This is a genomic window from Streptomyces sp. NPDC042259 (assembly GCF_055582085.1).
Genome location: NZ_JBVJDW010000002.1, coordinates 258,755 through 274,738, shown reverse-complemented (window position 1 = coordinate 274,738; position 15,984 = coordinate 258,755). Strand labels below are relative to the sequence as shown.

3 protein-coding genes and 1 pseudogene are annotated in these 15,984 nt (G+C 74.9%); all 4 read left to right on the top strand.

All coding sequences use genetic code 11. The annotated features are described in order from the left end of the window. Positions 1-58: 58 nt before the first annotated feature. Positions 59-5,836 (top strand): annotated as a pseudogene (locus ACZ6MA_RS06365) (type I polyketide synthase); the annotation flags it as partial. Positions 5,837-5,869: 33 nt separating this feature from the next. Next, on the top strand, positions 5,870-7,966 hold the full coding sequence (gene pabB / locus ACZ6MA_RS06360; protein ID WP_469431539.1) for an aminodeoxychorismate synthase component I: 2,097 nt from the start codon (positions 5,870-5,872) through the stop codon (positions 7,964-7,966). Positions 7,967-8,071: 105 nt separating this feature from the next. Next, positions 8,072-9,304 carry a cytochrome P450 gene (locus tag ACZ6MA_RS06355; protein WP_469431537.1) on the top strand — a complete coding sequence of 411 codons (1,233 nt, stop codon included), beginning with the start codon at positions 8,072-8,074 and terminating at the stop codon, positions 9,302-9,304. Then, complete coding sequence (locus ACZ6MA_RS06350) at positions 9,277-15,975, top strand: type I polyketide synthase (RefSeq protein ID WP_469431535.1); 6,699 nt, start codon at positions 9,277-9,279, stop codon at positions 15,973-15,975. The genes ACZ6MA_RS06355 and ACZ6MA_RS06350 overlap by 28 nt, the downstream gene beginning before the upstream one ends. Positions 15,976-15,984 lie beyond the last annotated feature (9 nt).

Here is a 15,984-nt window from a genome sequence, read left to right as displayed (position 1 = left end):
CCGCGGCGCGGCAGCGACACCCGTACACCGGCCGCCTCACCCTGCCAGGAAGGAAGCGATGATGGAGCTGCACGACGGAGGCGACCGGCCGCTTCGAGCCCGGCTGGCGGCCGCCCGGGAGGCGGAGCGACACCGTCTGCTGATGGACCTGATCCGCACCCACGTCTCCACCGCCACGAACGGCGAGGGCCCGGAGCCGCTCGACGCCCACCGGGCCTTCGGCCAGCAGGGAGTCCGCGGCCGGGTCGCCGCGCGGCTGCGGGAGCGGCTGTGCGAGGCCACGGGCATCGCGCTCCCCGCGACCGTCGTCTTCGACTACCCGACCCCCCACGCGCTCGCCGAGCACCTGAGCGGACTGCTGCTCGGCGGCCCCGCCGCCCCCGAGCCCGCCACCGGCGCCGAGGGCGCGGCCGTGGACGAGCCGATCGCCATCATCGGCATGGGCTGCCGGCTGCCCGGCGGGGTGCGCTCCCCCGAGGACCTGTGGCAGCTCGTGCACTCCGAGACCGACGCGATCTCCGAGTTCCCCGACGACCGGGGCTGGGACGTCGCACACCACCCGGACCCCGACCACCTGGGCACGACGGTCACCCGGCACGCCGGCTTCCTCTACGACGCCGCCGACTTCGACGCCGACTTCTTCGCGATCAGCCCGGGCGAGGCGGTGACGATCGACCCCCAGCACCGGCTGCTGCTGGAGACCACGTGGGAGGCGGTCGAAGGGGCCCGGCTCGACCCCACCACACTGCGCGGCAGCCGCACCGGGGTGTTCGTCGGCCTCATGTACAGCGAGTACGGGGCCCGGATCCGGCACGTCCCGCCGAGCGCCGAGGGCTACCGCGTCGTGGGCAGCATGCCCAGCGTGGCCTCGGGCCGCGTGGCCTACACCTTCGGCTTCGAAGGCCCCGCGGTCACCGTCGACACCGCCTGTTCGTCCTCCCTCGTGGCCGTCCACCTCGCCGCCGAGTCGCTGCGCAAGGGCGAATGCACGCTCGCCGTGGCCGGTGGCGTCACCGTGATGGCCACCCCCTGGGGCTACGTCGAGTTCAGCCGGCAGCGCGGACTCGCCCCGGACGGACGGGCCCGCTCGTTCTCGGCGGACGCCGCCGGCAGCAGCTGGTCGGAGGGCGTGGGCGTGCTGGCCCTGGAGCGGCTGTCCGACGCGCGGCGCAAGGGGCACCGCGTGCTCGCCGTGCTGCGCGGATCGGCGGTCAACCAGGACGGCGCGTCGAACGGACTGACGGCACCGAACGGCCCGGCCCAGCAGCAGGTGATCCGCCAGGCGCTGGCCAACGCGGGGCTGTCCACGGCGGACGTGGACGCCGTGGACGCCCACGGCGCCGGAACCCGGCTGGGAGACCCGATCGAGGCACAGGCACTGCTGGCCACCTACGGACAGGGCCGGCCGGCCGACCGGCCGCTGTGGCTGGGCTCGCTGAAGTCCAACATCGGCCACACCCAGGCCGCCGCCGGCGTATCGGGTGTGATCAAGATGGTGATGGCGCTCCGGCACGGGACGCTGCCGCGCAGCCTGCACATCAGCGAACCGACGCCCATGGTGGACTGGTCCTCCGGCGCGGTACGGCTGCTGACCGAGACCAGGCCCTGGCCGGAGATCGACCGGCCGCGCCGGGCGGCGGTCTCCTCCTTCGGCGTGGGCGGGACGAACGCTCACTTCATCCTGGAGCAGGCACAGCCGGACACCGAACCACCGCGCGCGGCGGAGCCGGCGACCGACGAGGACGGCGACGCCCGGCCCCTGCCGTGGCTGATCTCGGGGCGCGGGGCGCCGGGCCTGCGGGCCCAGGCCCGGCGGGTCCGGGACTTCCTGGCGGCCCACCCTCAGCTACCGGACGCGGACGTCGCGTACTCGCTGGCCACGTCGCGGGCGGCGCTGCCGGACCGGGCCGTCGTGGTCGCCGGGGACCGGACCGAGGCCATGGCACGCCTGGCCGCCCTCGCCGAGGGCGACCAGGGCGAGCAGGTGGCGCTGGGCTCCGCCACCACCCGCGACCGCCTCACCTTCGTGTTCCCCGGACAGGGATCCCAGTGGCCGGGCATGGCGGCCGAACTGATGAGCACCTCGCGGGTGTTCCGGGAGTCCATCGAGGCCTGCGCCGACAGCCTCGCCCCGCACACCGACTGGTCGCTGACCAAGGCCCTGCGGGGCAAGCCCGGCGCACCGCCCCTGGACCGCGTCGACGTCGTACAGCCCGCGCTGTTCGCCGTGATGGTCTCCCTCGCCGCGCTGTGGCGGTCCTTCGGGGCGGAGCCCGCCGCGGTCATCGGGCACTCGCAGGGCGAGATGGCGGCGGCCCACGTCGCCGGCGCGCTCTCCCTGGACGACGCGGCCCGCATCGTGGCCGTCCGCAGCCGGGCCATCCGGGTGCTGTCGGGGCGCGGCGGCATGGTCTCGGTCGCCGCCCCCGTCGACCAGGTGCTCCGAAGCATCGAGCCGTGGGGCGGCGCCGTGTCCGTCGCGGCGGTCAACGGACCGCGCTCCGTCGTCATCTCCGGCGACGTGGCCGCCCTGGAGGAGGCGATGGCGGCGTTCACGGCCGACGGCGTGCGCACCCGGCGGATACCGGTGGACTACGCGTCGCACTCGTCGCAGGTCGAGGAGATCCGCGAAACCCTGCTGACGGACCTGTCCGGCATCCGGCCCCGGCAGGCGACCGTGCCGTTCTACTCCACGGTGTCCGGCGAGCCCATCGACACCACCGTCCTCGACGCCGAGTACTGGGTGCGCAACCTCCGCGAGACCGTCCAGTTCGACCGCACCGTCCGCCGGCTGCTCGCCGACGGCCACACCGGCTTCGCCGAGATGAGCCCCCACCCGGTGCTCACCGTCGGCATCCAGGAGACCGCCGACGACCTCGACGCCGATGGCGTCCTGACCCTCGAATCGCTGCGGCGCAACGAGGGCGGCACGGCCCGGATGCTGACCGCCCTCGCCGAGGCCCACGTCCACGGGATCAGCGTCGACTGGTCACCGGCGTTCGAGCACACCGACCCCCGCCTGGTCGACCTGCCGACCTACGCCTTCCAACGGCGCCGCTACTGGCTGGAGGACGCGGAACCCCCCCAGGCGGACCTGGCGGCGGCCGGCCTGGACGGTGTCGACCACCCCCTGCTGGGCGCCGCCGTCCCCCTGGCGGACGGGACCGGCCAGACGCTGTTCACCGGCACCCTCTCCGCACGGTCCCACCCCTGGCTCACCGACCACGCCGTCGCCGACGTCCTCGTCGTTCCCGGCACGGCGCTCGTGGAACTGGCCCTGCACGCCGGCGCCCAGACGGGCTGCGAGGTGCTGGAGGAACTCGTCCTGGAAGCCCCGCTGATCCTCCCCGAACAGGACACGGTCCGGGTGCAGCTGTGCCTCGGCGGGCCGGACGGGACCGGGCGGCGCACCGTCACCCTGCACTCCCGGCCGGGCGGGGCCGGCACCGACGAGCCGTGGACCCAGCACGCCAGCGGCACCCTGGCCCCCGGCGGCCCCCCGGCGGAGAACCTCCCCGCACCCTGGCCGCCCACCGGCGCCCAGGAGGTCGAACTCGACGACTGCTACCGCCAACTGGCCAAGAGCGGACTGCACTACGGCGGGGCCTTCCAGGGGCTTCGACGCTGCTGGCGCCTCGACGGGGACATCTACGTGGAGGTCGAACTCCCCGAGAGCGGCGGCGACGGCGCCCGCTACGGCCTGCACCCCGCCCTGTTCGACGCGGCCCTGCACGCCGCCGCGTTCGTCGGACTGCCCGTCGCGGCCCCCGACGACACCGTGACCCGGCTGCCGTTCTCCTGGAACGGTGTCGCCCTGCACGCCACGGGCGCCGACCGGCTGCGGGCCCGGATCCGCTTCACCGGACCCGACTCGCTCTCCGTCACCGCCACGGACCCCGCGGGACGCCCCGTCGTGTCCGTCGCCACCCTCGGGATGCGCCCGGTGACCGCCGAGGCCCTGCACCGGGCCGCCGCCTCGGCCGGCACCTCGCTGCTCCGCCTGGAGTGGCGGCCCACGGCACGGCCCGAGCCGCACCGCGCCGACGCGGCCCACTGGTCCTGGATCGGCACCGACGCCGGCGATGCCGACGCCGCCCTCGCCCCGCTGGGCATCCACCGCGCCCACCACACCACTGCCGCGTCCCTGCGGGAGAGCCTGGACACCGGCGGTGCCGTGCCCGACGTCGTCGTGCTGGCGGAGCCCACACCCTCCGACGGCACCGACACGGCCGTAGAGACACACCGGGCCGTCCACCGGGTACTGGCCGCCGTGCAGGACTGGCTGGCCGACGACCGGCTGGCGCACTCGCGCCTGGTGGTGCTCACCCGCGGCGCGGTCGCACCCACCCCCGGCGCCGTACCCGACCCCGTCCTCGCCGCGGTGTGGGGGCTGGTGGCGTCGGCCCAGTCCGAGAACCCCGGCCGCATCACCCTGGTGGACCTCGACGCCTCCGGCACGTCCCTGTCCGCCCTCCCCGCCGCCGTGGCCGGCCAGGAGGCCCGCGTCGCGGTACGCGACGGATCCCTCCTGATCCCGCACCTGGTGCGCGTGACGGCACCGGCGGCCCACGACGGACCGTTCCGGCGAGCCGACGGGACGGTGCTGGTGACGGGCGGCCTGGGCGTGCTGGGCCGGCTGCTGATCCGGCACCTGGTGACGGCCCACGGGGTCCGGCGGATCGTGGCCCTGTCCCGCTCGGGGGACTCCGGCGAGGGCGTGGCCTCCTTCGTGGACGCACTGCGCGCCGAAGGCGCCGAGCTGCGCGTGGTACGAGGAGACGCGGCGGACCGTACGGTGCTCGACGGCGTGATGGCGTCGGTCCCGGCGGAGCACCCCCTGACGGCCGTGGTGCACATGGCCGGCGTCCTGGACGACGGCGTCCTCGGTTCGCTGACCCCCGAACGCGTCGACCACGTGCTGCGTCCGAAGGTCGACGGTGCCTGGCACCTGCACCGGCTGACGGCCGCGTCCCGCGTGCCGCTCGTGGTGTTCTCCTCCCTGTCGAGCGTGCTGGGCACCGCCGGGCAAGGCGGATACGCGGCCGCGAACGCGTTCGTCGACGCGCTGATGCGAGTGCGCCGGAGCGCGGGGGCACCGGGAGTGTCACTGGGCTGGGGCCTGTGGGAAGCGAAGTCGGGACTGACCGGCACGCTGGCCGAGACGGACCTGCGGCGCATCGCCCGCTCCGGCGTCCAGCCGCTCTCCGACGACCAGGGCCTCGCCCTGTTCGACCTCGCCTGCGCCACCGACGAACCCGTCGTCTACCCCCTGCGCCTGGATACGGCGGCCCTGAGCGGCGGCGACAGCGAGGACATCCCGCCGCTGCTGCGCCCACTCGCCCGCACCCCCGTCCGCCGCGCCACCGCCCACACCGAGGACGAGCCCGGCGGCGACTCCCTCGCCACTCAACTCGCCGGTCTTCCGGAGGCCGAACAGGACGCCCGCCTGCTGACCCTGGTCCGCGGCCACGTCGCGGCCGTCCTCGGGTACGACGACCCGCGCACCGTCGGCGAACGCCGCGCGTTCGTCGACATCGGATTCGACTCCCTGCGCGCCCTGCAACTGCGCAACCGGCTGGGCGGAGCCACCGGGCTGCGCCTGCCGGCCACGCTGGTCTTCGACCACCCCACCCCCGACGCGCTCCGCGCGTACCTGCGCACCCTGCTCCTGCCGGACTCACCCTCGACGCGGGACGACGAGGGCGCGACGGCAGCGGCGGCCGCGCCGGACCCCGGCACCGGGCCGGGCGCGGGCGACGAGGCCATCGAGCAACTCCGCTCGGCGGCCTCCCTGGAGGAAGTCTTCGACTTCATCGACGACCAGCTCGGCGAGTAGCCGACCCGCTCGAACCCGACAGGGAGGCGCTCGATGCGTGTGCTGTTGATCGACAACTACGACTCCTACACCTACAACCTGTTCCAGCTCCTCGCCGAGGTGTACGGCAAGGAACCGACGGTCCTCCTCAACGACGACCCGTCGTGGGCCGGGCTGGACCCGGCCGCGTTCGACTGCGTCGTGATCTCGCCCGGCCCCGGCCGCCCCCAGCACGCCGCCGACCTCGGCTTCTGCCAGGAGGTCCTGGACCGCTGGGAGAACGTGCCGGTCCTCGGGGTGTGCCTGGGCCACCAGGCGATCGCCCACCACCACGGCGCGCGCGTGGTGCAGGGGACACCCCGCCACGGTCACCTGGCGCGGGTCCGGCACGACGGACGGGACCTGTTCGACGGACTGCCCCAGAACTTCGTCGCGGTGCGCTACCACTCCCTGCGCGTCACCGAACCCCTGCCGAAGGACCTCCAGGCCACCGCCTGGGCGGAGGACGGCACGCTCATGGCGCTACGGCACCGCGCCCTGCCCCGCTGGGGGGTGCAGTTCCACCCCGAGTCCATCGCGAGCGAGTGGGGCGCCCAACTGCTGCGCAACTTCGCCGAACTCGTCGGCGGCGACTACGCCCCCGCGCCCTTACGGCACCCACACCGGGCCCGGCCACGGGAGCACACCCCCGCTCCCGGAACGCGACTGCGGCCGGTCGTCGAGGTCGTCGACCGGGCCGTGGACGCCGCGGCGCTGTTCACGGACCTGTTCGCCACGAGCCCGCACAGCTTCTGGCTCGACAGCAGCGCGCCGGGAACCGGCGGGGCCCGGTTCTCCTTCCTCGGCGACGACTCCGGCCCCCTCGCCGAGACCCTCACCTACCGGACCGGGGAGAACGCGGTGACCGTCCGCGACGCCACCGGCGAGCGGGCCGAGCCCGGCACCGTCTTCGACGTGCTCCGGCAACGGCTCGCGGCCCGCAAGCTCACCACCCCGGACCTGCCCTTCGACCTCAACGGCGGCTACATCGGCTACTTCGGCTACGAACTCAAGGCCGAGTGCGGAAGCCCGAACGTCCACACGGCCGAGACCCCGGACGCCGTGTGGACCTTCGCCGACCGGCTGATCGCGGTGGACCACCTCGAAGACAAGACCTACGTCCTGGCCGTCAGCGCACCCGGCCCGGACGCGCTGGAAGAGGCCCGCGCCTGGGTGGCGGACACGGCACGGCGCGCACGCTCCCTGCCGGAACCCGCACCGGCCGGCCCGGCGGACGCCCCCGCCACGGCACTGACCGACGAGGCGGACCTCGCCCGGGCCCGCACCGAGTACGTCAAGGACATCGGGGACTGTCTCGACGAGCTGAACAGCGGGGAGAGCTACGAGATCTGTCTGACCAACCGGATCCGGCTGCCCGCCCTGCCGGACCCGCTCGGCTACCACCTGCTGCTCCGCCGCCTCAACCCCGCCCCCTACGGCGCCTTTCTGCGCCACGGCGACATCAGCGTCGTGTGCTCCTCCCCGGAACGGTTCCTGCGCATCGACCGGGACGGGATCGCGGAGAGCAAACCCATCAAGGGAACGGCACCCCGGGGCAAGGACCCGGCCGAGGACGAGGCGCTCCGCAGGTCGCTGACGGCGTCCGCCAAGACCAGGGCCGAGAACCTCATGATCGTCGACCTGCTGCGCAACGATCTGGGCCGGGTGTGCGAGGTCGGCTCCGTCGACGTCCCCGCCTACATGGTGACCGAGACGTACGCGACGGTGCACCAGCTGGTCACCACGGTCCGGGGCCGCCTCCGGCACGACGTCGACCCGGTCTCCTGCGTCCGGGCGTGCTTTCCCGGCGGCTCGATGACGGGCGCCCCGAAGGTGCGGACGATGGCCATCATCGACCGTCTGGAGCAGGAGGGGCGGGGCATCTACTCGGGCACCATCGGCTACTTCGGACTCAGCGGCGGCGCGGACCTCAACATCGTGATCCGCACCGCGGTGACCACCGGCACCGGCACGGTGATCGGTGCCGGAGGCGCCATCGTCCTCGACTCCGACCCGCACGAGGAGTTCGACGAGGTGCTCCTCAAGGGGCAGGCGCTGGTACGGGCGCACGAGCTGCTGGCCCGGACGGGCGGGCGGGCCGATGCGCCGTGACCGGCCGCCCCTGCCCTGAAGCACGTGGGCCACACGTCCGCGTCACATTTCTCCGAACAGCGTGCGGGGCGGCAGCGCACCCGTAAGCCGAGGGAAGGATCGAACATGTCGACCACCGCACACGCCGAGCCGTCTTGGGCGGATCTGCCGTTTCTGGACTTCACCGACCCGGGGTTCGCCTGGGACTCTCCCGAGGTGGCCGAGGCCAGGGAGCGCTCCTGGGTCGCCCGTACCCCGCTGGCACTCCTCGTGCTGCGGTACGCCGAGGCCAAGGACCTGGCCCGTGACCCGCGGCTGGTCTCGGGCTTCCGCGGTCTCGTGGAGATGGTCGGGACCCCCGAGGGCCCGGCACGCGACTTCATGCGGGACTTCCTGCAGAGCCTCGACGGCGCGGACCACCGCCGCCTGCGCGGGCTGGCGACCCACCCCTTCACCCCCCGCAGGATCACCGAGACACAGCCGTTCGTCCGGGCCACCGTGGAGCGGCTGGCCGACCGGATCACCCCCGGTAAGGAGCACGACTTCGTCCAGGAGTTCGCCCACCCGCTGCCGGCGATGGTCATGTGCCGGCTGCTCGGCTTCCCGCTGGACGACTACGACACCGTCGGCCGGCTGTCCATGGACGCCAACCTCGGACTGGCACTCTCCGACGACCCGGGCCTGCTGACCCACGTGGAGCAGGGCCTCATCCGCATGTTCGACTACCTCGAAGCCGCGATCGGCAAGCTGCGGGCCGATCCGGGCGCCGACCTGACCTCCGACATCCTGCGCGCCCACCAGGAGGGCGTCCTCGACGACTACGAGGTCCGCACCCTGGTCGCGACCGTGCTCGTCGCCGGGTACGAGACCACGAACCACCAACTGGCCCTCGCCATGGCGGCCTTCGCCGCGCACCCCGAGCAGTGGACGCTCCTCAAGGAGCGCCCCGAGCTGGCCCCGCAGGCGGTCGAGGAAGTCCTGCGCTGGAGCCCCACCCTGCCCGTGACGGCCACCCGGACCGCCGCCGAGGACTTCGACGTCCAGGGCGTGCGCATCCCCACCGGAACCCCCGTGTTCATGTGCGCGCACGCGGCGCAGCGCGACCCCCGGGTGTACGCCGACGGCGACACCTTCGACATCACCGTCAAGCGGGAGGCACCCACCCTGGCGTTCGGTGGCGGCCCGCACTTCTGCCTGGGCACGGCGCTGGCCCGCGTCGAACTCGCCGAGGCCCTCGCGGTGCTGTCCGCCCGTCTGGACGCGCCCCGGATCACCGGGCCGATCAGCTGGCGGACCGCACTCGGCGTCGCCGGGCCCGACACCCTGCCGCTGTGTTTCGGGGACGCCCCCGCCGTATGACCTCACCCGGGCCGGTGCCGGGCCCCCGGGGCCGACGCCGGCGACGGTGCGTTCGAGAGGTCCCGCATCTCCTTGTGAAGGGCAGCACGTTCGACATGACCGATGACACCAGGACGCTCGATTACCTCAAGCGCCTCACCGCCGAGCTGTTGGAGACCCGTGAGCGGCTCCGTACCGCGCAGGCGGCGGGCCGGGAGCCGATCGCGGTCGTGTCGATGGGATGTCACTACCCCGGAGGAGTGTCGTCACCGGAGGAGCTGTGGCGGCTGGTGGCGACCGGGACCGACGCGATCTCGCCCTTCCCCACCGACCGGGGCTGGGACCTCGAGGACCTCTTCGACCCGGACCCCGACCGCCCCGGCCGGACCTACGCCCTCGAAGGGGGCTTCCTCGACCGGGCCGGGGAGTTCGACGCGGACCTGTTCGGGATCAGCCCCCGCGAGGCCACCGCGATGGACCCCCAGCAGCGCCTGCTGCTGGAGACCGCGTGGGAGACCTTCGAGCGGGCGGGCATGGACCCCGGCTCCCTGCGCGGCCGGCCCGTCGGGGTCTTCGTCGGATCCCTGTTCGTGGCGGGCGGCGGCGGGGCCGGGACGGCCGAGGGCACCGAGGGCTACCACATGACGGGCAACGCCGCCAGCGTGCTGTCGGGGCGCCTCGCCTACGTCTTCGGCCTCGAAGGACCGGCGGTCACCGTGGACACCGCCTGTTCGGCGTCCCTGGTGGCCGTGCACCAGGCCGTCCAGGCCCTGCGCCAGGGCGAGTGCGACATGGCCCTGGCGGGCGGGGCCACGGTGATGACGACGCCGGGGGTCTTCACCGAGTTCAGCCGGCAGCGCGGGCTGGCCCCGGACGGCCGGTGCAAGGCGTTCGCCGACACCGCCGACGGCACCGGATTCGGCGAGGGCGCCGGACTGGTCCTGCTGGAGCGGCTGTCCGACGCGCGGCGCGAGGGACACCCCGTGCTGGCCGTCATCCGGGGTTCCGCGGTCAACCAGGACGGCGCGTCCAACGGCCTGACCGCCCCGAACGGCCCGTCCCAGCAACGCGTGATCCGGCAGGCCCTGGCCACCGCCCGCCTGTCGGCCGACGAGGTCGACGCCGTGGAAGCACACGGCACCGGCACCGGCCTCGGCGACCCCGTCGAGGCACAGGCGCTGCTGGCGACCTACGGACGGAACCGGCCCGCCGACCGGCCGCTGTGGCTGGGCTCGATCAAGTCGAACCTGGGGCACACCCAGGGCGCGGCGGGCATCGCCGGTCTGATCAAGATGGTCATGGCCGTGCGGCACGGGGCGCTCCCGAAGACCCTGCACGCCGAGGAGCCCTCCTCGCACGTGGACTGGGAATCCGGCGCCGTCCGGCTGCTGACCGCGTCCCGCGACTGGCCGGAGACCGGCCGCCCGCGCCGGGCGGGTGTCTCGTCGTTCGGCATCAGCGGCACCAACGCCCACGTGATCCTCGAACAGGCTCCCTCCGACGACTCCAACGCCCCCGACGACTCCGACGACCCCGCCGAAGCGGACCCGGCCGGCCCGGCCGCCACGCCGCACCGGGTGCCCTGGGTGCTCTCCGCCCGGGGCGAGGGCGCCCTGCGGGACCAGGCGGAGCGGCTGACGGCCGAGGTCCGGGCCCGCCCGGAGCTACGGCCCGTCGACGTCGGCTGGTCGCTGGCGACCTCCCGCGCGGCCCTCGGCCAGCGGGCCGTGGTCTGGGCGGCCGACCGCGACGGTCTCCTCGCGGGCCTGAGCGCCCTGGCCGAGGACCGCCCCGCCCCGGGCGTCGTCCGGGGCACGGCGGCCGACGGCCGGCTGGCGTTCCTCTTCTCCGGCCAGGGCAGCCAGCGCGTGGGAATGGGGCGGGAACTGGCCGCCGCCCACCCGGTATTCGCCGAGGCGCTCGAGACGGTGTGCGAGCAACTGGACCCGCGGCTGGACCGGCCGCTGCGGGAGGTCCTGTACGCCGCCGAGGGAACACCGCGGGCCGCCCTGCTGGAGCGCACCTCGTTCACCCAGGCGGCACTGTTCGCCTACGAGGTGGCGCTCTTCCGCCTGCTCGAACACTGGGGACTCACCCCCGACCTCCTGCTCGGCCACTCGATCGGGGAACTGACGGCCGCGCACGTCGCCGGGGTCCTGTCCGTCGAGGACGCGTGCGCGCTCGTCGCCGCCCGCGGCCGGCTGATGCAGGAACTGCCCGGCGCCGGCGCCATGGTCGCGGTGCGGGCCACCGAGGCGGAGATCCGGCCGTGGGTGGCGGAACGCGCGCACGAGGTGTCCGTCGCCGCCGTGAACGGGCCGGCGTCGGTGGTGGTGTCCGGCACCGAGAGCGCCGTGCTGGAATGCGCCGCGCACTGGGAGAAGGAAGGCCGCAGGACCAAACGGCTCCGGGTGAGCCATGCCTTCCACTCCCCGCAGATGGACGGGATGCTCCAGGAGTTCGGCCGGGTCGCCGAGCGGCTCACCTTCCACCCGCCCCGGATCCCGGTCGTCTCGAACGTCACCGGTGAGGTCGCCACCGCCGACCAGTTGTGCTCGCCGGGGTACTGGGTCCGCCACGCCCGCGAGGCGGTGCGGTTCCGCGACGGGATGCGCCGGCTCGTGGAGGCGGAGGTCACCACGTTCCTGGAGATCGGACCGTCGGGGGTGCTGACGGCCATGGCCCAGGACTGCCTCGCCGAGGGACCGGACGGCGCCGGCGCCGTGCTGGTGCCGGTGGCGCGCCGCGGCCGGAGCGAGGCCGACACGGTGCTCGCCGCCGCGGCCGAGGCGTACGTCCACGGCGTCCGCGTCGACTGGGCCCGGCTCTTCGCCGGCGCCGGTGCCCGGCGGGTGGACCTGCCCACCTACGCCTTCCAGCGCCGCGGCTACCCCTGGGGCGCGCCCGGCGCGTCCGCGACGGCCACCGAGGTGAGTGCGGCCGGCCTCGCCGGGCTCGGGCACCCGCTGCTCGGGGCGTCGTTGGACCTGGCGGACGCCCAGGGGCTCGCCCTGACCGGGCGGCTCTCACGACGGACCGAGGCGTGGCTCGCGGACCACGTCGTGTTCGGCGCCGCACTCGTGCCGGGCGCCGCCGTCGTCGACATGGTGATCCGCGCCGGTGACGAGGCCGGCTGCCGTCGTCTCGTGGAGCTGACCCAGGAGGCGCCGCTGGGCGTTCCCGACGGCGGTGCCGTCCGGCTCCAGGTCCGGGTCGGGCCGGCGGGGGAGAACGGCCACCGCACGGTGGGCGTGTACTCCCGGCCCGAGGGCGCCGACGGGGACGAACCCTGGGCGTGCCACGCCCGCGGCGTGCTCGCGCCGGAGGCCGCCACCGTGCCGGGCGGCCACGGCGAGGCGTGGCCGCCCCCGGGAGCGGAGCCGGTAGCGCTCGACGGGTTCTACGAGCGCCAGGCCGCCTCGGGTCTCGACTACGGTCCGGTGTTCCGCGGGCTGCGCCGGGCCTGGCGGCTCGGCGACGAGGTGTTCGCGGAGGTGGCCCTCCCCGAGGCGGCACGGCCGGGCGCCGCCCGCTACGGTATCCACCCGGCGCTGCTCGACGCCGCGCTGCACACCGCCCTCCTCGACGCGCGGGACGCCGGACAGGACCCGGGGCAGGCGCGGTTGCGCGTTCCGTTCGCATGGCGGGAGGTGTCCTTCCATGGCACCGGCGCACCGGTACTGCGGGCCCGGCTGACCCCGTCCGGCCCGGACTCGGTGGCCCTCGCCCTGTGGGACGAGCACGGCACCCCGGTGGCATCGGTCGGGGCGCTGGTCACCCGGCCCGTCTCCGCCCACCAGCTGCGTGCCGCACCCGCCCACGACTCGCTGTTCCGCCTCGACTGGGCCCCCACCGCCGTCACCCCCGCGGCACCGGCCGCCGCCGCACGTCACGCCGTACTCGGCGACGACGACATGGCCGGTGTGCTCGCGGCCCCCGCGTTCGCGGACACCGGGGCGCTCCGCGCGGCGATCGACTCCGGCGAGCCCGTCCCCGACGTGGTGTTCCTCCCCTGCCACGGCACCGGCACCGGCGCCGAGGACGCGCGGGCCCGGTGCGGGCAGGTGCTCGACGTGCTCCGGACCTGGCTCGCCGACCCCCGGCTGCGCGCCTCCCAACTGGTGGTGGTGACCCGAGGTGCCGTGCCCGCCGACGGTGCGGAGGAGCCCGCCGACCTGGCCGCCGCCGCGGTCTGGGGGCTGGTGCGCTCCGCGCAGTCGGAGCACCCGGGGCGCTTCGTGCTGGCCGACCTCGACACGCACAGGGCGTCCACGGCCGCTCTCCCGGCGGCGGTGTCCGGCGGCGAAGGGCAACTCGCCCTCCGCGCGGGGCGCGCCCTGGTGCCCAGGCTGGCCCGTGGGGCGGCCGGGGGCACCCTCGTGCCCCCGCCCGGGGTGCGCGAGTGGCGCCTGGACCTGGCCGGCGGGGGCACGGTGGACGACCTGGTCCTCATCCCCTCCCCGGAGGCCGCCGCACCGCTGGCACCGGGCCAGGTCCGGGTCGCGGTGCGCGCGGCGGGGCTGAACTTCCGGGACGTCGTCATGGCGCTGGGCATGGTGCCCGACCGCCGGGCACTGGGCGGCGAGGTCGCGGGCGTGGTCACCGAGGTGGGGCCGGACGTGACCGGACTCGCCCCCGGCGACCGGGTGTTCGGGCTGGCCGCCGCGTGTTTCGGCCCGGTCGCGGTCGCCGACCACCGCACGCTCGCCCCCATTCCCCGGGGCTGGACCTTCCCCCAGGCCGCCTCCGTCCCCGTCGTGTTCCTCACCGCCTACTACGGCCTGGTGGACCTGGCCGGTGTGCGGCCGGGGGAGACGGTGCTCGTCCACGCCGCGGCCGGTGGCGTCGGCATGGCCGCCGTGCAGCTCGCACGGCACCTGGGGGCCGAGGTGTACGCGACGGCGAGCCCCGCCAAGTGGGACACCGTGCGCGCCCTGGGCATCGACGACGCGCACCTCGCCTCCTCGCGCGACGGCGGGTTCGAGGAGCGCTTCGGCGCGGCGGGCGGCGGGGCCGGCATCGACGTCGTGCTGAACTCCCTGACGAAGGAACTGATCGACGCGTCGCTGAGGCTGCTGCGGCCGGGCGGCCGGTTCGTCGAGATGGGCAAGACCGACATCCGGGAGCCCGCCGAGGTCGCGGCCGCTCACGACGGCGTCGCCTACAGCGCGTTCGACCTGATGGACGCCGGACCCGAGCGCATCGCCGCCATGCTGGCCGACCTCCTGGCCCTGTTCGACCAGGGCGCGCTGCGGCCGGTCCCGGTGACGTCGTGGGACGTGCGGCAGGCACCCGCGGCCTTCCGGTTCCTGGCCCAGGCCCGGCACACCGGCAAGATCGTCCTCACCATGCCCCCCGCGTGGGACCCCACGGGGACCGTCCTGATGACGGGCGCGAGCGGGGCGGTCGGCGCGGAGGTGGCCCGGCACCTGGTCCGGCAGCACGGCATCCGGCATCTCGTCCTGGCCGGCCGTCGCGGACCGGACGCCGAGGAGGTGGCCGCGTTGACGGCCGAGCTGACCGCGCTCGGCGCGAGCACGGTCCGGGCCGTGGCCTGTGATGTGTCCGACCGTGCCGCCGTCGCCGACGTGCTCGCGTCGATCCCGCCGACGCGTCCCCTGAGCGCCGTGGTGCACGCGGCGGGCGTGGTGGACGACGGGGTCCTGGAGTCGATGACGCCGGAGCGGATCGAGAAGGTGTTCCGGCCCAAGGCCGACGGAGCCTGGAACCTCCACGAACTGACCCGGGACCACGAGCTGTCCGCCTTCGTCGTCTTCTCCTCCGCCGCCGGCACCCTCGGCTCCGCCGGACAGGCCAACTACGCGGCCGCCAACGCCTTCCTCGACGCACTGGCCGCGCACCGCCGGAACACCGGCCTCCCCGGCACCTCCCTCGCCTGGGGGCTGTGGGCCGGCGGCGGCATGGCGGCCGGGCTGGGGCAGGCCGACCGGGACCGCATGGGACGCTCCGGCGTCGTCGGCCTGTCCACCGAGGACGGCCTCGCGCTCTTCGACACGGCACTCGCCGCCGACCAGGCGGTGTCCCTGCCGATGCGGCTCGACACCAAAGCCCTGCGGGCCGCCGCCGAGGACGGGGCCCTGCCCGCGCTGCTGCGCGACCTGGTCCGCCTCCCCGTGGCGGCGGCCGCGGGAACACCCGTGGCGGCGGACGCCCTGCGGGAACGGCTGGCGCCGCTCGACCCCGAGGAACGGCACCAAGCCGTGCTCGACCTGGTGTGCGGGCAGGTGGCCATGGTCCTCGGGCACGCGTCGCCGGAGGCCGTGGACCCCCAGCGCGCGTTCAAGGACCTGGGGTTCGATTCGCTCACCGCGGTGGAACTGCGCAACCGCCTCGGCTCCGCGACCGGTCTGACCCTGTCGGCCACCCTGGTGTTCGACTACCCGACGCCCATGGCGATGACGGACCACCTGCGGGCGCTGCTCCTCGCCGGGCTGGGCGCCCCGGCCGACCCCTTCCTCGCCCGTCTCGACGACTGGGCGGAGAAACTCGCCGCCCAGTCGCTCGACGACACCGAGCGGGAGCGGGTCGCGGCCCGGCTGCGCCTCCTCGCCGCGCGGTGGGGCGACACGCCCCGCGCGCAGGAGGGCGGGACCACCGTCGCGGATGAACTCGACTCGGCGGACGACGACGAACTCATCGACTTCATCGGCAAGGAACTTGGCATCTCCTGACCGGACATC

What these genes read in the sequence shown, in the direction of transcription:
- ACZ6MA_RS06355 (WP_469431537.1), top strand. Translation starts at nt 8,072, where the DNA reads ATGTCGACCACCGCACACGCCGAGCCGTCTTGGGCGGATCTGCCGTTT.
- pabB (WP_469431539.1), top strand. Translation starts at nt 5,870, where the DNA reads ATGCGTGTGCTGTTGATCGACAACTACGACTCCTACACCTACAACCTG.